The organism is Kordiimonas pumila, from assembly GCF_015240255.1.
GTDB classification, from domain to species: domain Bacteria; phylum Pseudomonadota; class Alphaproteobacteria; order Sphingomonadales; family Kordiimonadaceae; genus Kordiimonas; species Kordiimonas pumila.
This window is the reverse complement of the sequence record NZ_CP061205.1, coordinates 1,884,717-1,906,049: the sequence shown is the minus strand read 5'-3', so window position 1 is coordinate 1,906,049 and position 21,333 is coordinate 1,884,717. Positions and strand designations below refer to the sequence as shown.

At 46.0% G+C, this 21,333-nt stretch carries 24 protein-coding genes; 5 read left to right on the top strand and 19 right to left on the bottom strand.

Features of this window, described 5'->3' with window-relative positions; translation table 11 throughout:
* Nucleotides 1–60: 60 nt before the first annotated feature.
* The 4 genes from ICL80_RS08100 to ICL80_RS08085 form a co-directional block, all read right to left on the bottom strand.
* On the bottom strand, nucleotides 61–525 hold the full coding sequence (locus tag ICL80_RS08100; protein ID WP_194215592.1) for an NfeD family protein: 465 nt from the start codon (nucleotides 523–525) through the stop codon (nucleotides 61–63).
* Nucleotides 526–530: 5 nt separating this feature from the next.
* Nucleotides 531–1,502, bottom strand: a complete 972-nt coding sequence (locus ICL80_RS08095; RefSeq protein WP_194215591.1) for an SPFH domain-containing protein — start codon at nucleotides 1,500–1,502, stop codon at nucleotides 531–533.
* 127 nt (nucleotides 1,503–1,629) lie between these two features.
* A complete protein-coding gene (locus ICL80_RS08090; protein ID WP_194215803.1) occupies nucleotides 1,630–2,112 on the bottom strand; it encodes a peroxiredoxin in 483 nt (160 codons plus the stop codon).
* A 71-nt stretch (nucleotides 2,113–2,183) separates the two neighbouring features.
* Complete coding sequence (locus tag ICL80_RS08085) at nucleotides 2,184–2,996, bottom strand: protein-disulfide reductase DsbD domain-containing protein (RefSeq protein ID WP_194215590.1); 813 nt, start codon at nucleotides 2,994–2,996, stop codon at nucleotides 2,184–2,186.
* Between the two features lie 168 nt (nucleotides 2,997–3,164).
* Between ICL80_RS08085 and ICL80_RS08080 the strand changes: the two genes are divergently transcribed.
* A complete protein-coding gene (locus ICL80_RS08080; protein ID WP_194215589.1) occupies nucleotides 3,165–3,728 on the top strand; it encodes a YqgE/AlgH family protein in 564 nt (187 codons plus the stop codon).
* Here ICL80_RS08080 and ICL80_RS08075 read toward each other — a convergent pair whose 3' ends face one another.
* The 11 genes from ICL80_RS08075 to coxB all read right to left on the bottom strand — a co-directional run bounded on the left by ICL80_RS08075 (nucleotide 3,729) and on the right by coxB (nucleotide 13,395).
* On the bottom strand, nucleotides 3,729–4,424 hold the full coding sequence (locus ICL80_RS08075) for a PAS domain-containing protein (RefSeq protein ID WP_194215588.1): 696 nt from the start codon (nucleotides 4,422–4,424) through the stop codon (nucleotides 3,729–3,731).
* A 105-nt stretch (nucleotides 4,425–4,529) separates the two neighbouring features.
* Nucleotides 4,530–5,723, bottom strand: coding sequence for a M16 family metallopeptidase (locus ICL80_RS08070; RefSeq protein WP_228073858.1), 1,194 nt, complete (start codon nucleotides 5,721–5,723; stop codon nucleotides 4,530–4,532).
* A gap of 38 nt (nucleotides 5,724–5,761) precedes the next feature.
* Nucleotides 5,762–7,159 carry a threonine synthase gene (gene thrC, locus ICL80_RS08065; protein WP_194215586.1) on the bottom strand — a complete coding sequence of 466 codons (1,398 nt, stop codon included), beginning with the start codon at nucleotides 7,157–7,159 and terminating at the stop codon, nucleotides 5,762–5,764.
* 69 nt (nucleotides 7,160–7,228) lie between these two features.
* Complete coding sequence (locus ICL80_RS08060) at nucleotides 7,229–7,924, bottom strand: SURF1 family protein (RefSeq protein ID WP_194215585.1); 696 nt, start codon at nucleotides 7,922–7,924, stop codon at nucleotides 7,229–7,231.
* Nucleotides 7,925–8,341, bottom strand: a complete 417-nt coding sequence (locus ICL80_RS08055; RefSeq protein WP_194215584.1) for a DUF983 domain-containing protein — start codon at nucleotides 8,339–8,341, stop codon at nucleotides 7,925–7,927.
* 4 nt (nucleotides 8,342–8,345) lie between these two features.
* On the bottom strand, nucleotides 8,346–9,194 hold the full coding sequence (locus ICL80_RS08050; RefSeq protein ID WP_194215583.1) for a cytochrome c oxidase subunit 3: 849 nt from the start codon (nucleotides 9,192–9,194) through the stop codon (nucleotides 8,346–8,348).
* Nucleotides 9,195–9,252: 58 nt separating this feature from the next.
* Nucleotides 9,253–9,813 carry a cytochrome c oxidase assembly protein gene (locus ICL80_RS08045; protein ID WP_194215582.1) on the bottom strand — a complete coding sequence of 187 codons (561 nt, stop codon included), beginning with the start codon at nucleotides 9,811–9,813 and terminating at the stop codon, nucleotides 9,253–9,255.
* The gene (locus ICL80_RS18190) at nucleotides 9,810–9,938 is read right to left on the bottom strand and encodes a hypothetical protein (protein ID WP_265588838.1); all 129 of its coding nucleotides are present in this window, start codon (nucleotides 9,936–9,938) and stop codon (nucleotides 9,810–9,812) included. Before ICL80_RS18190 ends, ICL80_RS08045 begins: the two co-directional genes overlap by 4 nt.
* Nucleotides 9,935–10,831, bottom strand: a complete 897-nt coding sequence (locus ICL80_RS08040; RefSeq protein WP_194215802.1) for a heme o synthase — start codon at nucleotides 10,829–10,831, stop codon at nucleotides 9,935–9,937. The genes ICL80_RS18190 and ICL80_RS08040 overlap by 4 nt, the downstream gene beginning before the upstream one ends.
* A gap of 47 nt (nucleotides 10,832–10,878) precedes the next feature.
* A complete protein-coding gene (gene ctaD / locus ICL80_RS08035) occupies nucleotides 10,879–12,483 on the bottom strand; it encodes a cytochrome c oxidase subunit I (RefSeq protein ID WP_194215581.1) in 1,605 nt (534 codons plus the stop codon).
* A gap of 21 nt (nucleotides 12,484–12,504) precedes the next feature.
* On the bottom strand, nucleotides 12,505–13,395 hold the full coding sequence (coxB, locus tag ICL80_RS08030; RefSeq protein ID WP_194215580.1) for a cytochrome c oxidase subunit II: 891 nt from the start codon (nucleotides 13,393–13,395) through the stop codon (nucleotides 12,505–12,507).
* Nucleotides 13,396–13,753: 358 nt separating this feature from the next.
* Here coxB and tldD point away from each other — a divergent pair, with 358 nt between their 5' ends.
* The 3 genes from tldD (at nucleotide 13,754) to ICL80_RS08015 (ending at nucleotide 17,989) form a co-directional block, all read left to right on the top strand.
* On the top strand, nucleotides 13,754–15,184 hold the full coding sequence (tldD, locus tag ICL80_RS08025) for a metalloprotease TldD (protein WP_194215579.1): 1,431 nt from the start codon (nucleotides 13,754–13,756) through the stop codon (nucleotides 15,182–15,184).
* Nucleotides 15,185–15,237: 53 nt separating this feature from the next.
* The gene (locus tag ICL80_RS08020; RefSeq protein ID WP_194215578.1) at nucleotides 15,238–17,148 is read left to right on the top strand and encodes a DUF885 domain-containing protein; all 1,911 of its coding nucleotides are present in this window, start codon (nucleotides 15,238–15,240) and stop codon (nucleotides 17,146–17,148) included.
* Nucleotides 17,149–17,227: 79 nt separating this feature from the next.
* Nucleotides 17,228–17,989 (top strand): transporter substrate-binding domain-containing protein, encoded by a 762-nt coding sequence (locus ICL80_RS08015; protein WP_194215577.1) that lies wholly within the window; start codon nucleotides 17,228–17,230, stop codon nucleotides 17,987–17,989.
* On the opposite strand, the gene ICL80_RS08010 is transcribed toward ICL80_RS08015, so the two are convergent.
* A complete protein-coding gene (locus ICL80_RS08010; protein ID WP_194215576.1) occupies nucleotides 17,973–18,602 on the bottom strand; it encodes a CoA transferase subunit B in 630 nt (209 codons plus the stop codon). The genes ICL80_RS08015 and ICL80_RS08010 overlap by 17 nt on opposite strands.
* Nucleotides 18,602–19,306: a CoA transferase subunit A gene (locus tag ICL80_RS08005; RefSeq protein ID WP_194215575.1), complete on the bottom strand. Its 705-nt coding sequence runs from the start codon at nucleotides 19,304–19,306 to the stop codon at nucleotides 18,602–18,604. Before ICL80_RS08005 ends, ICL80_RS08010 begins: the two co-directional genes overlap by 1 nt.
* Before the next feature lie 157 nt (nucleotides 19,307–19,463).
* Between ICL80_RS08005 and ICL80_RS08000 the strand changes: the two genes are divergently transcribed.
* The gene (locus ICL80_RS08000; protein ID WP_194215574.1) at nucleotides 19,464–19,733 is read left to right on the top strand and encodes a hypothetical protein; all 270 of its coding nucleotides are present in this window, start codon (nucleotides 19,464–19,466) and stop codon (nucleotides 19,731–19,733) included.
* A gap of 65 nt (nucleotides 19,734–19,798) precedes the next feature.
* Here the strand turns inward: ICL80_RS08000 and ppa are convergent, their stop codons facing one another.
* Together ppa and ubiA are read right to left on the bottom strand one after the other, a co-directional pair.
* Nucleotides 19,799–20,332: an inorganic diphosphatase gene (ppa, locus tag ICL80_RS07995; protein ID WP_194215573.1), complete on the bottom strand. Its 534-nt coding sequence runs from the start codon at nucleotides 20,330–20,332 to the stop codon at nucleotides 19,799–19,801.
* A gap of 61 nt (nucleotides 20,333–20,393) precedes the next feature.
* Complete coding sequence (ubiA, locus tag ICL80_RS07990) at nucleotides 20,394–21,314, bottom strand: 4-hydroxybenzoate octaprenyltransferase (protein WP_194215572.1); 921 nt, start codon at nucleotides 21,312–21,314, stop codon at nucleotides 20,394–20,396.
* Between the last annotated feature and the right edge of the window lie 19 nt (nucleotides 21,315–21,333).

The window sequence follows — 21,333 nt, the reverse complement described above, 5'->3', positions numbered from 1 at the left end:
TGGCATTTCCTGTCAAACGGTCCTTGGGCAAACCCACGGTAAAGCCCTTAAGGTTACACCTTATTTATCCGCGACAGGTTCTACCACCAAAACTGTGCCTTCAACAGAAATAACCTTCACCCGTGCCCCTTTAGCAACATCGGGGCCTTCCGCCAACCAACGGCTATCTGCAACCTGCACATGGCCACTACCGTTTTTTATAGGCTCTACAACCTCATATATTTTACCAATATGACGCTTACCTTCTGTATTTAATTCCTTATCGGGAACAGTCTGTCCTGCCCCATAAAAATACTTGTGCCCCACATATATGGATACCACCGATAAAGCAGCAAAAACGAGGCCATGTCCTTCAAACGCCAAGCCAGGCATTAGCCAGGCAACCACGCCTGTGCAAGAAGCCGCAAGACCCAGCCATAAAAGATAGACACCAGGAATAACCATTTCGCCAGTTAGCAGTAATATCCCTGCCGCCCACCAAAGCCAGTGTGCATTTTCAATCGCCCAAGAAATAAAGTTTTCCATTTCCCTTACTCCGTTGAGGGTACACCGCTTGACCTTTTGGATGTCGTTTTAGCCGTGCCTGTATTGCCTTTTACATCTTTAAACAGTTCGGCAATACCGCCTATGGAACCAATAACGCTTGAGGCCTCCATTGGCATAAAGACTAACTTCTCGTTTGGCGATGTTGCAAACCCCTGTAGGGCCTCGACATATTTTTGCGCAATAAAATAATTAATAGCCTGCGGGTTACCGTCAGCTATAGCTTTGGAAACCATTTCAGTTGCTTTTGCCTCAGCTTCAGCTTCACGTTCCCGGGCCTCGGCATCCCTGAAAGCTGCTTCCTTGCGACCTTCTGCCGATAAAACAGCAGCTTTTTTCTCACCTTCGGCACGCATAATTTCTGCTTCCCGAAGGCCTTCCGCCTCCAGAATGGCGGCACGTTTGTTACGTTCAGCCTTCATTTGCCGGGCCATTGCATCAACAATATCCCGTGGCGGCTCTATATCCTTAATTTCAATCCGGGTAATTTTAACGCCCCAAGGCTGGGTTGCGCCGTCAACAACATTCATCAAACGTGCATTAATCTCATCCCGCTTTGATAAAAGTTCATCAAGATCCATCGACCCCATAACAGTCCGTAAATTTGTCATAGTGAGATTAAGAATAGCAAGGGTCAGGTTACTCACTTCATAGCTAGCCTGAGATGCGTCAAGAACCTGAAAAAATACAACGCCGTCAGCCGCAACCATAGCATTATCTTTTGTTATAACTTCCTGTGTTGGAATATCCAGCACCTGCTCCATTATATTAACCCGGTGCCCAACTCTATCGACAAATGGTAATATAAAATGAAAGCCTGGAGTAAGTGTATGGGTATAGCGACCAAAGCGCTCCACCGTATATTTATGGCCTTGCCTTACTGTCACAACAGCTGAAAAAACAAATATAATGGCAAGAAAAGTAATTAAACCAACAATTATGGAACCCATTTCCAACATTCTATGATCTCCCCCAAAACAGATTTCATTTGTACTTCACTATTATACATAAGGATGCAGAACACCAATAAAAAGGGGGGAATAGCATTACTATCCCCCCTTTTTGCAATGCCATATGTAACAATGACTACAACTGCGTCAATGCATGCTCAGCAGTAGACACCTGAAAAGCGCCCGGTTCTTCAACATTGAGAGCTGTTACTTTTCCATCCTCGGCTATCATGGAGAAGCGTTTTGAGCGGATACCCATCCCAAAACCAGAAGCATCCATCTCAAGACCTAGTGCTTTTGTGAAAGCACAGCTGCCGTCTGCCAACATAGTAACAGTACCTTCGGCGCCTGCGCTTTTACCCCACGCATTCATCACAAACACATCATTGACTGCAAAACAGGCAATTTCATCCACGCCTTTGGCTTTAATGTCCGCCGCTTTCTCAATAAAACCCGGCAAGTGTTTTGCAGAACATGTTGGTGTAAAGGCACCAGGCACAGAAAACACAACAACCTTTCTGCCTGCAAAAAACTCATCTGTTTTTATAGGGGCCGGGCCATCTGCTGTCATTGTTGTAAGTGTTGCTGAAGGCAACTTGTCACCAACTTTAATTGTCATCATTATCCCCTGTCAAAAATTTTCTACTATTCAGGCCTGCAGGATACGCACCTTCAAAACAGGCGCAAGCCTTATTTGGAAAGCGGTCCAATTGTCTTATCAATTGTGACGCCATGACCATCAGTAGCCGTTAAGCGTAAAACTTGCCCACGCAAATCAGGCGCACCACTTGCTGACATGCCCCCCAGCACAAGCCTAGCCTTCGTACCGTTTTCAAGGAGCCGTACAGCAGGCTTGCCAAAATGAAAGCTTTCCCCTGCCTCGACTAGAATATCCGCTGATGTCAGCTGTTTTTGCCCTGTAAGATCAACCACAAGTTTCTGTCTGCCAACGGGGCCCATAACCTTGACACTATCGATAATCAGGCCAGTTTGGTCTGAGTTTTCCTGCACAGGCACTTTCTGAAGCCAGTTTTTAAGAATAATATCATGATCACCTGCATCTTGGTTCTCGAGTTGATATGTACTTTTAAAAGGTATGCACACTTCCTTACAAACCATAAAGTCAGCTTGTATCACAGTACCCGAAGAGACCATCTTTGAAATTCTGAAGGGCAACAAAACACGGTCACTATACCCATAAGTTTCAAGTCCAAAAAGATCGAAACGCTCAGGATAAGGATAAAGAATTTCTTGCTCATTACCATCAACAAAAACTCTGACCGGCAGGCCTGCTTCGCCCGGGGACCGCCAATAGGTTTTCCATCCAGAAGCCAGTCTAGCCTCCCACCCCATTAAAACTTGGCCTTTATCAGAAAGACTGTCCGTTGCCGTTATAATCCGGGTTTGGACAATACCTTCATGATCTTGCCACTGAGACTCTGCGCCAAATGCAGCATTACTCACGCACACAAGCAACACAATTATTTTGCTAAAAGCTTTCACCAAACTCTCCATATCATAGAAGATATATGTACCAGCCTCTCCAGTGAGAAGCCAATCGCCTTTTTTCACAATTCTGTTAAGTAGCTTTAATCATGCCTTTCACGCCTGGCCATTGCGCAAATAATACGAACAGGCTACACTTATGTAAGAAAGCGAGGGTATAACTACGTGACATCTTCCACCTACCTTGACGGTAACTTATTGCTCGCCATGCCCGGTATGAACGACCCCCGGTTTGACCGTAGCGTGATATATGTATGCTCACATGATAGCTCTGGTGCTATGGGTTTAGTAATCAATAAAGTACATGATTCGCTTAACTTTGATGCCCTTCTGCGCCATCTTGAGATTGAAGCGAACGCACCTGATCACGAAGTCCTCATCCACACTGGCGGGCCAGTAGAACCCGGCAGGGGGTTTGTTTTGCATTCTGCTGACTTTGTACAAGATAGCACTCTTGTTATCAGTGAAACATTAGCTCTAACCGCAACAGTAGATATTTTGAAAGCTATTGCTGATGGGCGCGGCCCTCTGCACTGTCTTGTTGCTCTCGGATATGCCGGTTGGGGTGCAGGCCAACTAGAACATGAAATTCAAGCAAACGTCTGGCTCACAGCAGAGGCTGAAGAAGAAATTATTTTCTATACCGAGCTTGAACAAAAATGGCCCCGTACAATGGCTATGCTTGGTATCGACATTTCCATGTTGTCTTCTGATGCAGGGCACGCCTGATCAGTTCACAATATACTCTGTTTTACCTGCAAAATACTCAACCGAATGAGAAGGAACGTCCGTATAATCTCGGTGGGTACCGAGTGAGTTTATTTCTAAAATTTTCTTTAAATTAACAATCCGTAATTGCACGTTGATTGCATCAAGCCCGTCCGATACCCGTTTAGTCAAGTTTGAATAGGTAACAATTCTGGGAGATGGAACAATATAAACCTGTTCAATACTTTCATTAAGAGCTCCCCACTTATCTACAAAAGCATCATTATCATATTCAAACGGGCACATAACACCCACCAATATAATCCCGCCCATAGCACGGGCATCACTAAAAGGCAGGGTTAATGTTTCAAGGTTATAGAGCGAGCTATTATCGAGAGAAAATTTACCAGTTCTTAAAACGCCGCAGCCCTGTACAAGGCTAACCGCGAAAAGCTCTTCAATTACTTTTGCGTGTACACGCTCAGAAAAAACATCGCTGTATATTTTTCCGGCCATACCACAACCAACAGCCGCCTCAATGGCTGATCCAGCCAATCGGTATCTAATGGCACCATCAGGCGACATTTCCAGAATATACATCCACGGCAAAATCTGGGTTAATTGGCGTAAATCAAGCATACTGCGTGCTGGCACCTTGCTGCCACCACCCAAGGACTGCCAATACGTCAGAAATTGACATATTTCAGAACTTAACAAACTTACCCCCTAATGAAATGATGCTTGGTCTACTGTCTTAACAGTTTGCATTTCACACTTGTGCAAGCGAAGGTATAGGATAATTTATTAACAAAGTATTAAAATTTAAGTAAAGTTACCTAATTCTCCATCCCCAACGATGGCAATTGAAGAATTAGAGCAAGAAAAAATATCATCAGATACTTTGGAGACCTGATCTACCGTTACCCCTTCTACATTAGAGATCATCTCAGATGTAGAAATTATTCGATCAAAAATAAGCAATTGGCGCCCCAATTGCTCCATTCTCGAAGTTGTCGCTTCCAGCCCCATCATCAAGCTTGCCTTTAACTGCGCTTTTGCCGATAAAAACTCACCCTCTTCTGGGCCTTTACACAAACTTTCCATTTCCTGTTTTATGACCGGCATTAAGCCTGCTGCCATTTCAGGGCCAGTGCCTGCATAAATACCTAGAATGCCGGTTTCTTTGTGGCTACTTGTAAAACTGTAAACAGAGTAGGCAAGCCCCCTATGTTCCCTTACTTCCTGGAATAAACGAGAAGACATACCCCCGCCTAAAATCGTAGAATAGACCTGTAATGCATAATATTCAGGTGCATGAAACGACACAGCAGGCCAAGCTGCGGTAAGATGTAATTGCTCAAGCTTTCTATACTCGGCTTTATGCCCACCTATATAAGCAGCAATACTCGTTTCAATAGGAGGGCCTACAGGTAAATCACAAAAACGTTCTTCAACCATTTGCACAAGTTGTTCATGGTCAAGGTTGCCAACAGCTGAGATGACAATATTAGACGTAACATAATTTTGTTTCAGGTAAGTAAGCAGATCAGACTGAGTAAATGTACGAATAATTTCTGGCTCACCAAGAATAGTACGCCCAAGAGGCTGCTCGCCATAAGCTGCTCGCTGCAAATGATCAAAAACAATATCATCTGGTGTATCGATAGCTTGCCCAATTTCTTGTAAAATTACATCCTTTTCACGCTCCACCTCAGCAGGATCACATACACTGTTTAGCAGAATATCTGATAGGATATCGAGAGCAAGCGGCAGGTCATCCTTAAGAATCCGGGCATAATATGTTGTATTTTCCCTTGAGGTATAAGCGTTCAAATGACCGCCTACGGCCTCAATTTCCATAACAATATCTTTTGCAGAGCGTTTTGCTGTCCCTTTAAACAACATATGCTCCAGAAAGTGTGTAATACCGTTTAGCTGCGCGGGTTCGTGACGAGAACCGACATCTATCCAAACACCAACAGAGACTGTCTCAAGACTTGGGCGGCACTCGCTCACCACCCTTAACCCACTTGCCAAAGACGTAACCTTTGGAATCAACGGCTGCCTCCAGACAGCACACGTGCTTGCAAGGCTTTTATATCATTTGGTAAAGTTTCAAATCGCTCTTCGCGCTCAAACAAGTCCGCCATATGATCGGGTAACGTAGGTGTAATACCGCAGGCCTCTTCTACAGCCGTCCCAAATTTTACCGGGTGCGCCGTTGATAGTGCAACAACAGGCACAGCTCCTTTAGGCAGATATCTGTTTGCTACATCAAGGCCAACAGCGGTATGAGGGTCTGCTATATACCCAGACTTTTGCTGATAGCGGCGCATAGCGGCCTTTGTCATCGCATCATCAACGCGCCCTGCCACAAACCCCGCACGCAAAAGCTCAAGATGCTCTGGCGCCAGAGTGAAGGACTTTTCATTCTGGAACGTTTCCATATAGGTACGTACCTGTTCGCCGTTACGACCAGAGAGGTCAAACAGTAGCCTCTCAAAATTACTGGAGACCTGAATATCCATGCTTGGTGACAAAGTTGCTGATGTAACACCTGATGAGTAGCTGCCGGTTTCAAGTGTTCTTGCCAATATGTCATTGCTGTTAGTTGCAATGGCCAAAGTGTGAACAGGAAGCCCCATGCCCTTTGCAATATATCCCGCAAAAATATCACCAAAATTACCGGTTGGAACAGAATAGGATACCGCCCTGTCTGGTGCCCCTAATGACACAGCTGACGTAAAATAATATACAACCTGCGCCATGACACGCGCCCAGTTAATAGAATTAACAGCTGTTAAACCCACTTCATCGCGGAAACTAAGGTCATTGAAACACGCTTTTACCAGTGCCTGACAATCGTCAAAAGTGCCTTCTACCGCAATATTCACGACGTTAGGCTCAAGGACCGTTGTCATTTGCTTGCGCTGCACATCCGACACCCGCCCTTTAGGGTGCAGCATAAAAATAGAAACATTCTTTCTCCCCCTACACCCCTCAATAGCGGCAGAACCAGTATCCCCTGATGTCGCACCAAGAATTGTTAATTTCTGGTCGCGCTTAGCTGTGAAATGGTCAAAAAAGCGCCCCAACAATTGTAGGGCAAAATCTTTAAACGCAAGTGTCGGGCCATGAAAGAGCTCCAAAAGCCACTCATTGGTGTCAAGCTGCACAAGCGGCGCAACAGCAGCATGTCTAAAGGCATTACCGTATGTTGTCTCCAGCATACGCTTCAGGTCTGCATCAGAAACCGATCCAACAACAAATGGCTGAATAACTTCAAATGCGATTTCGGCATAAGACTTGCCCCGCATCGCGCGAATTTTATCTGCACTAAACTTCGGCAATATTTCAGGTACATACAGGCCTCCATCACGGGCAAGCCCTGTTAGCGTGACACCTTCAAAATCCAGACTTTCAGCCTGACCGCGTGTAGAGATATATTTCACAGCTTTTACTCGATTTCATGTTAAATAGGCGGCACATTCATAAGTGTACATCTAGGAATATGCAAGGCCTCAGGGCTTTTCTTTGGCTCTTTTTAGCCCAAAGACAACATAAACACCTATCAGTGCTAAAGCTAAGCCATACCAAGTTAAAGCATATTGGAAATGGTTATTGGGAATATCAACCCTAACTTGACCGCCAAGTGGATATCCCCCATCTGAGTCTACATGATCTCTAAAAAAACGAATTTCATAATAGTCGCCCTCAGCAAAACCAAAATATGCAGCTATTTCGTTTACCTCAGAAGTATACCAAATATTTTCGGCTGGATTGTTTGCCGGTGTCATACTACCGCTTGCCCCATTTTCAAGAACCACTCCTGCATAAAGAAGTCTATCCATGGGTAAACTTGGCGTGGCTTTCATGCTAAGCGGTATCCAGCCAAAATTAACAATAACGATTTTGCCAGTATCCCTGCGAACAGGGGCATAGAGGTTGTACCCACTCTCACCGCGCTGATTCGTACCAAAAACCCTGATTGGCTCTGCTATCCGCTCACCCGTAAACAACATATGTCTATAAGCGAGCTTTTTAGGTTCCCTAATATTAACAGGCAACTGTTCAGGTGATGTGGTCATGTTCGTCTGTATCTTAGCAAGCAACGCTGTTTTTGGGCCAACTTTTCCAGCTTGCCATGTTCCCAAAAGCGCCAAAAGAACCAAGGCAATAACAGTACAAATAGTCAGAGGTATGCCGGGGCGAAACATCTAGCTATCATCCTCGCTATTGATTGAGCCTTCATGCGCATCATGAAAAAACTGCAAAGCAACAAGCGTTGCCTTAAAAACTCGTAGCATCCAAATTGTTCCAACCATAATAACCCAAAATAGTGTCAAGACAATCGCCCAGTCAGGTAAGTTCAGCGCATAAAGGAAAAAACCGAGTATCGCACATATAGCGCCCAGTATGAGGATAGCAAAAACCTGTGCGCCATCACCTGCATCCGCGCTACTAAGGTCAAAGTCACAGACATCGCATCTGTCTTTTAAGTCTAGCAGGTTTTTATAAAGCGGCCCTTTGCCACAGTTTGGGCATACGCAAGAAAAACCCGCTTTATACGGTGAAACCGGCCTGAGGTTATTCAGGCCGGTTTCAGCATCATTATGATTGTCTGTCCTAGTCACAGGATCAGGCGCCGCCAAGTATGTAGACGCAGATAAATAGGAAAAGCCATACAACGTCAACAAAGTGCCAATACCATGCCGCCGCTTCAAAACCGAAATGATGATCTGGCTTGAAATGGCCTTTGTAAACACGGCCCAAACATACAGCCAAAAAGATAGTCCCTACAAGAACATGGAAACCATGGAAGCCTGTCGCCATATAGAATGTAGCGCTGTAAACATTGCCTGCAAAACCAAATGCCGCATGGCTATACTCATATGCTTGAACGCAGCTAAAGAAAGCCCCCAAAATAACAGTAAGCCACAGGCCTTTTTTCACAGCTTCTCTATTACCTTCAACAAGAGCATGGTGTGCCCATGTAACCGTTGTGCCAGACAGTAGAAGAATGAGTGTATTCATAAAAGGCAGATGCCAAGGGTCAAAAGTTTCAATACCTTTGGGCGGCCACACAGCAACATTCTGGTAAACATCCCAGAATGTACCACCCGTAGATGGCTCGATCGGATATAGATACGCATTAAAAAATGCCCAGAACCATGCAACAAAGAACATAACCTCAGAAGCAATGAACAGGATCATGCCATACCGAAGACCGATTTGCACAACGGGTGTATGATCACCAGTTTCACCCTCTGTAATCACGTCTTTCCACCATGCAAACATAGTGTAAAGCAAGGCTGCAAACCCCAACCCGAACATATAATGGCCAAAACCACTCATGCCGAACAAGGTTGCTTCTGGCTTCATGCTAAAAACCGCACCAATCATCATGATAAGCACAGCAAGTGACCCAAATGCTGGCCACGGACTGGGGTTTACCAAGTGATAATCGTGTTTCACATCGCCCGCCATATTTCTCTCTCCTGACAACTTACCGGCACTCGCCGATTATCGTTCCCTACAAAATCATTCACCGGCCAGCAAGCACATCCGCTGTTTCTTCTGCATCAAGCAGGAAAAACGTATAAGAAAGTGTCACTTCGGTTACTTCATCCAAGTTTATGTCTTGATCCATCTCTGGATCTAAATAATAGACGACAGGCATTTCAACCCGTTCGCCCGGCTTGAGAATTTGCTCAGTAAAGCAAAAACATTCAATTTTAGAAAAATAGCTACCCGCTTTATGGGGAGAAACATTATAAGTCGCACGACCAACCAGCGTCTGGTTTGTTGGGTTATATGCTTCAAAATAGGCCAATGACTGCTCGCCAACCTTCATCTTTTGCTTAACCTGCATGGGCTTAAAATCCCATGGCATATCCTGATTAGTGTTTGCAACAAATCTAACAGTTATAGGCCTATCAATAACCCCCGAAGACGCAAGCTCAACCTTTTGAGTGGTGCCTCCGTACCCTGTTACCTTACAAAAAAGGTTATACAGTGGCACCGCAGCATAGGACATGCCAACCATACCAAAAACACAGAAGGCGGCGGCTGCAGCAACGTACCGATTTTTTTTCGATTGTATCACGGTGTAAGCCCCTTGATACGGAAGTAGCTTATAACCATAAGAGCAATGACAAATGCAAGAAGCGACAACCCAACGACACGATTGCGCTTTTTCATTTTTGTATGCATTTCAGACTTGTCGGTCATGGTAACAGCTTCTCCATAAGACGCTCGCCCGCAAGCGTGCCAAACAAGGCAAAAAGATAAACAATGGAAAATAGAAACAGCTTTCTATCGGCCTTTGCTTTTCCGCGCCACACAAAAAATGCAAGAATCAGAAACCATGCACCAAGGGCTGCAGATACAACACCGTATATAGCACCTGCAAAACCAACAAAATAGGGCGCAATGCCGCAGGGTACAACCAACAGGCTATACAAAAGTATTTGTTTCCGAGTTTCAGCCTCACCCGCAACAACAGGCAACATTGGCACACCCACTTTTGCATAATCCTTTTTAAGGAACAGCGACAAAGACCAAAAGTGCGGCGGCGTCCAAAGGAAAATAATCCCAAATAGAATAATCGATTCTATTGTTACACTATCTGTCGCTGCAGCCCATCCAATCATGGGGGGGAAAGCGCCTGCTGCACCGCCTATAACAATATTTTGCGGCGTCCTGCGCTTCAGCCACATGGTATAAATAACGGCATAGAAAAATATTGTGACCGCAAGCAACACAGCAGAGGTTGTGTTCACAATTAGCCCAAGCAGCACAACAGATGCTACAGACAAAACCATGCCAAAACCAAGCGCATCCCCCGGTGCGACATGCCCCGCAGGTATTGGGCGCTTTGCTGTTCTATCCATAACCGCGTCAATATCGGCATCATACCACATATTCAAGGCACCAGAGGCCCCTGCCCCCACAGCAATCAGCAGCACTGCCGCAAAGGCAATAGCAGGGTTCATTGTGCCAGGTGCCGCCAGCAAACCAACAAATGCTGTAAAGATAACAAGTGACATAACGCGCGGTTTTAAGAGCGCTATAAAATCACGTGCTTCAGCCTCCCGCCCCATATCTGGAGCGGAAGACTGCATTTCTTGACCATACGATGTAAGGCTATCAGCCAACAAACAGTCCTATCTTACTTGATCTTTGGTAGTTCATTGAACTGGTGAAACGGCGGTGGTGAAGACAGTGTCCACTCCAGTGTCGTAGCGCCTTCGCCCCACTGGTTATCAGCAACAGTTTTCTGTTTGCGGAACAATGTAATTGCCATCACGATGATGAACAAAAGCACGCCAACAGCTGTCACTTTATAACCAAGTGTAGACACCCAGTTCCAGTGCGCAAAGGCATCTGGATAGTCAACATACCGGCGTGGCATACCTTGCAACCCAAGGAAATGCTGTGGGAAGAAGATCATGTTCACACCAATAAATGTTATCCAGAACTGAAGCTGTGCAAGTCGCTCAGGATACTGCTTACCAGACATCTTACCAATCCAGTAATAGAGCCCTGCAAAGATACCAAACACCGCACCAAGCGACAGGACATAATGGAAGTGAGCAACCACATAATATGTATCATGTAGTGGCACATCAGCACCCGCATTTGAAAGCACCACGCCGGTTACGCCGCCCATTGTAAACAACAGAATGAAGGCAATCGCATAAAGCATAGGCACTTCATAGGTAATAGAACCACCCCACATCGTTGCAATCCATGAGAAGATCTTAACGCCTGTCGGCACGGCAATAACCATAGTAGCCGCAACAAAGTATGCTTTTGTATCAACATCAAGGCCTACTGTGTACATATGGTGTGCCCACACAATAAAGCCGATAAAGCCAATCGCAGCCATCGCATACGCCATACCAAGGTAACCAAAGATTGGCTTCCGTGAGAATGTAGAAACGATGTGACTGACAATGCCAAAGGCTGGCAGAATCATGATGTACACTTCAGGGTGACCAAAGAACCAGAACAGGTGCTGGTACAGGATCGGGTCACCGCCACCAGCTGGGTCAAAGAATGTTGTGCCGAAGTTACGGTCAGTCAGCAGCATAGTGATCGCGCCAGCAAGTACAGGCAGTGAAAGCACAAGAAGGAACGCTGTGATCAAAATAGACCATGCAAAAAGGGGCATCTTGTGAATTGTCATGCCCGGTGCACGCATATTAAATATGGTTGTGATATAGTTGATCGCCCCCATTATTGAGGAAGCACCAGCAACATGGAGAGAGAAAATAGCAAGATCCATAGACGGCCCAGGATGGCCAATCGTGGAAAGAGGTGCATAGGCTGTCCAGCCACCACCAAAACCGTTCGCGCCCGGCGCGCCTTCCACTACTGTGGAGAGGAGCAGCAGAATGAACGCAGGAGGCATAAGCCAGAATGATACGTTGTTCATGCGCGGGAACGCCATATCAGGTGCACCTATCATCAGCGGCACAAAATAGTTACCAAAACCACCAATCAGCGCTGGCATAACCATGAAAAACACCATGATAAGGCCGTGGCCAGTTGTTAACACGTTAAACATATGCCGTGCGTGGTCTTCCGTAATGCCCAAAAACTTTGGCAAAAACTGAATACCCGGTTCAGCCAGTTCCATGCGCATTAGGCCAGACATGCTGAACCCTATCATGCCCGCGATGAAGGCAAACCACAGGTACATTACACCAATATCTTTATGATTGGTGGAAAATACCCAGCGTTTCCAACCTGTTGGATTTGCGTGAGCCATTGCTCTTCCCTTTCCTAACTCTTAACGACCAAGTGCCGTTGTCGCAGCGTCAGCATATTCTGCTTTCGCGCGCGCAACCCACTTGTCGAAATCTTCCTGACTAACAGCTTCAACAGCAATCGGCATAAAGGCATGGTCTTTACCACAAAGTTCAGAGCACTGACCGTAGTATGTGCCGACTTCATCAATTTCAAACCATGTTTCATTTAAACGCCCAGGAACTGCATCAAGCTTAACACCTACTGAAGGTAGCGCCCATGAGTGAATAACATCAGAAGCCGTCAGCAAAACTTTAACCTTTGTCTTAACCGGCACAACAAGCCTGACATCTGTATCCAGAAGTCGTGCATTAAGTTTTGCTGGGTAGCCAAGGAACTTTGAAAGGCTATCTTCTGCCTCTTTCCGCATATCAGCATTCTTGAAGGTCTCATCAGGAATTACCATTGCCGTAAACTCAATGCCATCATGATCAGGGTATGTATATGTCCAGTTCCACTGGTTCCCCGTTACACGAACAGCAAACTTTGTTTCGGGAACGACATCTTGATAATAAAGCAAAGGTAGTGATGTAATACCAATGAACACAAGAATAAGGATAGGCAAAGCTGTCCAAATAATTTCGATGAATGTGTTATGGCTTGTTTTTGACGGAACCGGGTTTGCTTTTGCCCTGAAACGGAACATCACATAAAACATCAAAGCAAACACAAAGATTGTGATTACTGTTATGATCGCCAAGAGATCAAAGTTAAAGTTAACGATTTTTTCAGCCTGCTCACTTGCTGCTTCCTGCAACCAGTAACCATCTTCCTTGGGCATACCGAGGCGTCCCTCAGCAAATGCGCTAACCGTAAAACCAAGAATCGTCGCCATCGTGGCTATAACTCCGGCGGTAAGCCTTTTAACGCTCATAGTTTTGCTTTCCTTTTGTTTCGCCCTTACCCTGACACATGAACCGTTATTACTATAACATAATAACCAAATTTCACCTGCTCGGCCAGCCTGACACAGACTTAATGGCAAATGCGCGGCCTACCTGACCGCTTTAAAATGCGCGCCCGTTATACCAGACGTTTTGTCAGGCTCAAGTCTGAGTAAGCACTTATCGTCATTTTTTCTTGAAAACACCACATTTTTACAAACTCTTGCTTGTCATTTCCTTATTACACCTCCATTTTAACAGCATAATCTGTTAAAGTCTGCGCCACTTTGTCGCATGCTATCGCTACTAAAGCCCCAAAAAACAGAGAAAATACATAAGGAGTGCCTCATGGCAGATGCGACCGCATCATTGAATTTCTTTTTTGCAAACTCGGATTTGGAAGAAAAACAGACAGAAACGCTAGTTAACCAAGCCCTTAATGGCATGGATGATGGTGAATTGTATCTCGAGTCTACCCAATCTGAGTCTTTCAGTTTTGATGATGGCCGCCTAAAAGGCGCTAGTTTTGATTCGAGCCAAGGTTTTGGCCTTCGCGCCGTAACTGGCGAATCAACTGGCTACGCACATTCGAACGAATTATCCCATGAAGCCATCAAGCGCGCGGGGGAAACTGTAAAGGCCGTAAAAACTGGCACAAGTGGCACAATGAGTTTGCCGCCTGTGCGCACAAATAAACAGCTATATACGGACGAAAACCCACTAGGCGGCATTCCCTTTAACCGTAAAGTTGAGCTCCTTCAGGAAATTGATTCGTACGCTAGAGCCCAAGACCCAAGGATTAGACAAGTAAGCGCCTCCATCCTTGGTAGCTGGAAAGCTGTAGAGATAATCAGGGCTGACGGCTACCGAGTACGAGACATTCGCCCACTGGTTCGCCTGAATGTTGCCGTCGTTATGGGTGAAGGTGACAGGCAGGAAAGCGGGCACGACGGCGCTGGTGGTAGGCAATCGTACGATTTTCTTTTCGATGAAGCACACTGGCAGGCACAGGTACAGGAAGCTGTACGCCAAGCCTCCGTTAACCTACAAAGCGTTGATGCCCCAGCAGGCGAAATGACCGTTGTTCTAGGCCCCGGCTGGCCAGGTGTTTTGCTGCATGAAGCGATTGGACACGGCCTGGAGGGTGACTTTAACCGTAAAAAAACATCTGCGTTTGCGGGCCTTATGGGCGAACGCGTTGCCGCGCCGGGCATCACCATTGTGGATGATGGCACACTTGATAGCAAGCGTGGCTCCCTGTCTGTTGACGATGAAGGCACCCCAACAGAACGGACTGTACTGATTGAAGACGGTATCTTGAAGGGCTATATGCAAGACAGGCTCAACGCCCGGCTTATGGGCATGACAGCAACAGGGAATGGCCGCCGTGAAAACTATGCCCATGCCCCCCTCCCGCGCATGACCAACACGTTCATGCTAGCTGGTGACAAAGACCCCGCTGAAATACTAGCAAGTGTTGATGACGGGCTTTACGCCGTAAACTTTGGAGGCGGTCAGGTTGATATAACCTCTGGCAAATTTGTATTTAGCTGCACTGAAGCGTACCGGGTGCGCGGCGGAAAAATTGCAGAGCCAGTTAAGGGAGCAACTCTGATAGGCAGCGGACCTGATGTTCTGAAAAGGGTTTCCATGATTGGTAATGACCTGAGGCTGGATAACGGTGTTGGCACATGCGGCAAAGCAGGGCAAAGTGTTCCTGCGGGTGTCGGTCAGCCAACCCTTAGGATTGACGGTCTAACAGTTGGCGGTACTGCCTAAAATCAGCTTATACACGAATACAAAACGAGACGACACTTTCGGGGAGAAGCATTATGAACACCAATACTAAAACACAACAAAAACTAAGCCTGCTTGTATCTACGCTCATTCTATCAACCGCACTCGTTGCCTGTGATGCACAATCCAACACACAGACAACAGTGCCTGAAACCAGTAGTGTTGCGGAAGCGAGTATTACAGAATCGCAGCGGCTAAACGCATGGTTTGAAGTTCAGTTTGAAAAAGAACTGAGCTTTAGCCCCATTCAACAAACCATTCTTGGTCGTAAAACAGATAACGATAAGCTTGATGACTTTTCTAAAAAAGCCACAAAAGACCACTTAAACTGGAAACGTGCCAGTATAGCAGAGATGAAAGAAAAGTTTGATTATGACAAGCTGGATGCCAGTGCCCAGATGTCATGGGACATATGGGAATATCAGCTCAACGATAGCGAAGCTGAAGACAAGTTCCTGACGAATGCATATATCTTCGACCAGATGACTTCCGTCCATTCGTTCTTTCCTCAGTTATTAATTGCTTTCCATTCAGTAGACAGCAAAGCAGATCTAGATGCCTATATTGCACGGATCAAAGCAACTAAAATGGCTCTCGAACAACTGATAGAACGATCTAAGGAAAATGCAGCAACTGGCGTACATCCTCCAAAGTTTGCTTTCGAATTTGTTATCAGTGAAGCTAAGAAAATCATTACGGGTGCTCCTTTTGACGACGGCGAAGACAGTTCTATCTGGTCAGATGCCAAAGCCAAAATTGCTGCTCAAAAAGATGCAGGCAACATAACTGAGGGCGAGGCAAAACAACTAACTGATGACGCACGAACAGCCCTTCTTGAATACTGGAAGCCCGGTTATGAAGACCTGATTACATGGCAGGAAGAAGATATTGTTAATGCAACAGCAGAGGCCCAAGGAGCTAGCAGCCTGCCAAATGGTGTTGACTACTATAACGAACGCTTGGCCCATAACACCACAACAGACCTGACCGCTGATGAAATCCATAACATCGGCCTTGCAGAAGTGAAGCGCCTGCGGGCCGAAATGGAAAAAGTTAAAGACGAAACTGGGTTTAAGGGCGACTTACCTGCCTTCTTTAAAGAGCTGCGCGACAACAAGGAAGACCGCCGCTACTATTATCCAAATACCGATGAGGGTCGGCAAGCTTACATCGATGATGCAACAGCAGCGCTGGAAAATATAAAAACAAAATTACCTGACTATTTTGGTCTTTTACCAAAAGCAGACCTTATCGTTAAAAGGGTAGAACCTTTCAGAGAACAGGATGGGGCACCCCAGCACTATTTCCAAAGCACACCAGATGGCTCGCGCCCTGGCATTTATTACGCGCATTTGTCAGATATGACAGCAATGCCAAAGCGCGAACTGGAAGTGATCGCCTATCACGAAGGCCTGCCTGGTCATCATATGCAAATTGCAATTCAGCAAGAGCTTAAAAGGTTGCCAACATTCCGAACACAAACGCAGTTCACTGCGTATGTGGAAGGCTGGGCACTATATTCAGAAAAACTGGCAAAAGAAATGCCCGGAACATATCAAGACTTATACTCTGAATTTGGCAGGTTAGGCTCTGAAATATGGCGCGCTATCAGACTTGTTGTGGATACAGGCATTCATTCAAAAGGCTGGACAGAAGATCAAGCCGTTGACTATTTCAAAGAAAATTCTGCCATCACAGAGCAGCAGGCGCGCGCTGAGGTCAGGCGTTATTTTGTTCTGACCGGGCAAGCTACCAGCTACAAAATTGGGATGCTCAAAATTCTGGAACTGAGAAAAAAGGCCGAAGAAGAGCTTGCGGATGATTTTGACATCAAAGCATTCCACGACACGGTACTTGGTGGAGGCGCGCTGCCCTTGACCATTCTGGAGAAACGTGTTGACCAGTGGATTGCCGCCCAAAAGGCCACCAAAGATACTGAATCCTAAGGATGTGAGGTAATATAGCGTGCACCAAAGAACGTTATTCAACATTATTGTTACGTGTTGCCTAATGTGGTGTGCGCCTATGGCCTTTGGTGAGCCAGATGGAGGAAAACACCCTACGCTAACAATCACTGTATATGATTACCCGCCTGATATCATTCACGCCAAAACAACACCTGAAGGCCCCCTGATAGAAGCCACCACATCGATCTTTAAAGCTGCGGGTATTCATTATAGCTGGTTCCCGACAACACTTGGCGCAGAGTCTGCCATGCTTAATGATGGCAACCGCCCATTTTGCACTACAGGAAGAATATATACGGCAGAACGCGCCAAAAAATGGGCCTATCTGCCTCGTATCATGTTCCGTGTGACTAGTGACGCCCTTTTGGTACATGAAGATAACCTGCAAAAATTTGACGCTTTTTCAAGTTTCCTCGAGATTGTGCGCTCTGACACCTTAAAGGGTGCTTTTGTACAGCATGGGTCGTACGGCAATGAAATTGATGCGCTTTTAAAACAGCAAGTGCCATGGCTAAACCAGACAGCACAGACAGCTACCCAAACCATGCTGATGGTAGCGGCAGGCAGGGCCGACTATACCATAGTTGTAACAAGCCGCTGGCAATCAGAGAAAAAAAGTAATCCTTCTCTAAAGTCCCTTGTTAATATTATGTCACTTATTACCGAAGAAACACCAACACCCGTTTATATGACCTGTAGCAAGTCTGTCCCTGTGCCTATACTTGAAAAGCTAGCACTTGCGATGAAAAAATTGGGATTCCAGTTGCCTGAAATCCCAATCAATTCAACTATTGCTCGACCAGTTATGGAAAAAGAGTAGCTTCTGTCTGGGCTTTCACTTCATCAAAAGTAACGCCTTCAGCCAGTTCAACCACTTTCAGTCCTGCTTCTGTAACATCAAACACACCAAGGCCAGTAATAATACGGTCAACCACACCCGCACCGGTAAGTGGTAAAGAGCAGGCTTTAAGCAACTTTGGTTCGCCCGCCTTGTTGGTGTGATCCATCAAGACAACAACTCTTTTAACACCGGCGACAAGGTCCATCGCTCCGCCCATGCCTTTTACCATCTTGCCCGGTATCATCCAGTTCGCCAGATCACCGTTCTCTGCCACTTCCATAGCACCAAGAATAGAAAGGTCAATATGTCCGCCCCTGATCATAGCAAAGCTATCCGCGCTTGAAAAATAAGAACTGGTTGGCAATTCGGTAATCGTCTGCTTACCTGCATTAATCAGATCAGCATCTACTTCATCATCGTACGGAAACGGGCCCATACCCAGCATCCCGTTTTCACTTTGAAGCGTTACATGCATGCCTTCTGGTATATAGTTTGCCACAAGGGTTGGAATACCGATCCCAAGGTTTACATAAAAGCCATCTTCAAGCTCACGAGCAGCACGGGCTGCCATCTGGTTTCTGTCCCAAGCCATTATGCTGTCTCCCTTTCACGAATAGTGCGTTGCTCGATCCGCTTTTCGTGCTGACCAACAAACAACCGCTGCACAAAGATACCCGGCGTATGAATGTGATCTGGGTCCAGTTCACCAGCTTCAACAACCTCTTCGACCTCAACCACCGTCACTTTGCCAGCCGTTGCCATCATGGGGTTAAAGTTACGCGCGGTTTTTCGGTAAACAAGGTTGCCTTCAGTATCCGCTTTCCATGCTTTCACAATAGAAAGATCTGCGACAAGGCCGGTTTCCATGATGAATGTATCACCGCCAAAGTCTTTATGCTCTTTGCCTTCTGCGATAAGTGTACCCACGCCCGTTTTGGTATAAAAACCGGGTATGCCAGCGCCGCCCGCCCGAATGCGTTCTGCGAGTGTCCCTTGCGGGTTAAACTCAAGCTCCAGCTCACCAGACAGATACTGACGCTCAAATTCTTTATTTTCGCCAACATAAGAGCTGATCATCTTCTTAATCTGCTTGGCACCTAGCAGAACACCAAGGCCAAACCCATCAACACCGCAGTTATTGGAAATTACTGTAATGTCTTTCACACCGTCTGCATGCATTGCTGCAATAAGGTTCTCTGGTATACCGCATAGCCCAAAGCCACCCGCCATAACCGTCATACCGTCAAACAATAGCCCTTCAAGGGCGCTCGATGCATCCCCATATATCTTATTCATATCTTACTCCTGAGCCTTATAGGCCTAGAAAAGGATTAGTTTAATGGTTGACCGTTATACACAAATTCAACACATGTTGAAGCCTTAATGTGTTGATGCTATATATAGACACGATAAATAATTATAAGAATTACATAGACCGCGACAGGAGATAAAAATGATACGCATACTCTGCCGGCTAATTGGCAGTTTATTATGCTTTTTTGGCATAATAGGCCTTTTAACCCCTATTCCCTTTGGATTAATTGTTTTTGTAATTGGGTTGATGTTTTTAATACCATCAACGCCCGTATCAGCACAGTGGGTAAAGGGTGCGCGCCGTAAAATTGGCTTTTTAGATAAAGCTATGCACCATATTACAGAAAAACTACCAACACCTTACAGGCGTATACTGCGCACCACAGACCCAAAGGGGTATGAATGGTAAGGCAGTTGAATATAAAAAGCCCGGCAAAACCGGGCTTTTAAATTTATCAGGGTATATACTAAAGCCTATTTAGACTTTTTTTCAGCTTCAATTGCTTTTGTAATTAAGGCTGCCGCAGTGTCTGCATCTTTCCAGCCTTGAATTTTCACCCATTTACCTTCTTCAAGGTCTTTGTAGTGGGCAAAAAAGTGTGAGATCTGTTCCAGAAATATTTTTGGAAGCTCATCATAGTTCGCTACATCCTTATAAAAAGGGTGAAGCTTGTTGACTGGGACCATAAGCAACTTCTCATCCATACCAGCCTCGTCTTCCATGATCAGAACACCGATAGGACGGCAACGAACAACAGCACCTGGCATAATGGGTGTACGGTTTGCAATCAAAGCGTCTACGGGGTCACCGTCATCTGCGAGTGTGTGTGGGATAAAACCATAGTTACAGGGATACCGCATACTTGTGTGCATAATACGGTCAACATACAGGGCGCCAGATTCTTTATCGAGTTCATATTTAATTGGCTCTGTGCCGACAGGAACCTCGATAATAACATTCACATCCCAGGGGGCATTTTCACCGATTGCTATTTTTGTAATATCCATGGGGAACTGATCCTTGGATTGGGGGTTGGGGACGAATGCCCGACCAAAACATCAGCACAAGTTATGTAAGCTGTCCCATAATAGCAGCAGCAAACACAATCCAGCCGAAAGCAATGTTCGAGCGGAAAACTTCCAGACAGGCTTCAGGCTCATTTATATCGACCCTTAAGACCTGCGCGCCGAGGTGGGTGGCCGCAAGCGCGGTGCCGATGTAATAGATTATCGAGAGATTTGCAAGACTTCCTGCTATAATCAGGCAAATTGTAAAAAGACCGTAAAAAACCAAAAGGGCTGGTTTGGTGTTAGTACCTAGCGCCAAAGCTGTTGATTTTACACCGATTAGAGCGTCATCTTCCTTATCTTGATGGGCATATATCGTATCATAACCCAGCGTCCAGAACAGTCCACCTACATACAGGGCCACAGCATAAAGGGGAATAGTATGGGTTATCGCCGCAGCTCCCATAAGCGCGCCCCAATTAAAAGTAAGGCCAAGCCAAGCTTGCGGCCAGTATGTGAAGCGTTTCATAAAGGGATAGCCTGCCACCAGCAGTAAGGAAGCCGCCCCTACCGCAATGGCAAACCAATTAAACTGCAAAAGGATAATCAGCCCAATCAGGCACTGTACTGCGGCAAAAACAGCTGCACGGCGCACAGTCACTTCGCCTGCAGGTATGGGTCGAGAGCGTGTTCGCTCAACCTGACCGTCAAAGTCGCGGTCTATAATGTCGTTATAGGTACACCCTGCGCCGCGCATAACAAATGCGCCAACCATGAAAAGTACAAGATACCAAGCATGAAGTAGCTCAAAGGGTCCTGTAATGGATAAAGCAAGTGACCACCAGCAAGGCCATAGCAGCAACCATGCCCCAACAGGCCGGTCGAGGCGCGCTAATTTAAGATAAGGACGAAAATGAGCCGGAGCATGTCTATATACCCAACTACCCTGAACAGCATCTGCTGTTTTTACGGCTTCAACCATATATAAGCACCCACCTTTT